Genomic DNA, 719 nt, shown 5'->3' with positions numbered 1-719 from the left:
TATATATATTGCGGGTATGGCGGAACTGGCAGACGCGCTAGACTTAGGATCTAGTGCCTTCGGGCGTGGGGGTTCGACTCCCTTTACCCGCACTTTTTTGCGGAAGTAGTTCAGTGGTAGAATACGACCTTGCCAAGGTCGGGGTCGCGGGTTCGAATCCCGTCTTCCGCTCCATTTGTATGCCGGGGTGGCGGAACTGGCAGACGCACAGGACTTAAAATCCTGCGGTAGGTGACTACCGTACCGGTTCGATTCCGGTTCTCGGCACCAAAATGATTTCATTATATGCGCTCGTAGCTCAATTGGATAGAGCACCTGACTACGGATCAGGAGGTTGTGGATTCGACTTCTGCCGGGCGCACCATTATATTTTAAAATTTAATAAACATCGGGACGTAGCTCAGCTTGGTAGAGCACTTGGTTTGGGACCAAGGGGTCGCAGGTTCGAATCCTGTCTTCCCGACCATTAAGCTTTTTAAGTAGCACCACCGCTTAAAGAAGCTACCATTAAAGCAGACTTGTTGCTTAAATAATTCCCACTTTCATGGGGCCTTAGCTCAGCTGGGAGAGCGCCTGCCTTGCACGCAGGAGGTCAGCGGTTCGATCCCGCTAGGCTCCACTTTATGAACCTTGAAAACTGAACAGCAAAACATCAATGAGATATCGCGAGAGTGTGAACGCACTTGAGCAAAACGTTTCGAAGTAAGTCGATTTCGGTC

6 tRNA genes are annotated in these 719 nt (G+C 50.2%); all 6 read left to right on the top strand.

From position 1 onward, the window contains the following. The first annotated feature begins 10 nt into the window (after positions 1-10). The 6 genes from AC1TO4_RS19850 (at position 11) to AC1TO4_RS19825 (ending at position 619) form a co-directional block, all read left to right on the top strand. Positions 11-92 (top strand) — tRNA-Leu (locus AC1TO4_RS19850). Between the two features lie 7 nt (positions 93-99). Further along, positions 100-174, top strand: a tRNA-Gly gene (locus tag AC1TO4_RS19845). A 7-nt stretch (positions 175-181) separates the two neighbouring features. Beyond that, a tRNA-Leu gene (locus tag AC1TO4_RS19840) sits at positions 182-270 on the top strand. 17 nt (positions 271-287) lie between these two features. Then, positions 288-364 (top strand) — tRNA-Arg (locus AC1TO4_RS19835). A 25-nt stretch (positions 365-389) separates the two neighbouring features. Then, a tRNA-Pro gene (locus AC1TO4_RS19830) sits at positions 390-466 on the top strand. A gap of 80 nt (positions 467-546) precedes the next feature. Next, positions 547-619, top strand: a tRNA-Ala gene (locus AC1TO4_RS19825). Positions 620-719: the final 100 nt, after the last annotated feature.

This window comes from Sporosarcina sp. Y838, assembly GCF_056786515.1.
The sequence above is the reverse complement of the archived record's forward strand: the minus strand, read 5'-3'. Positions and strand labels throughout refer to the sequence as shown.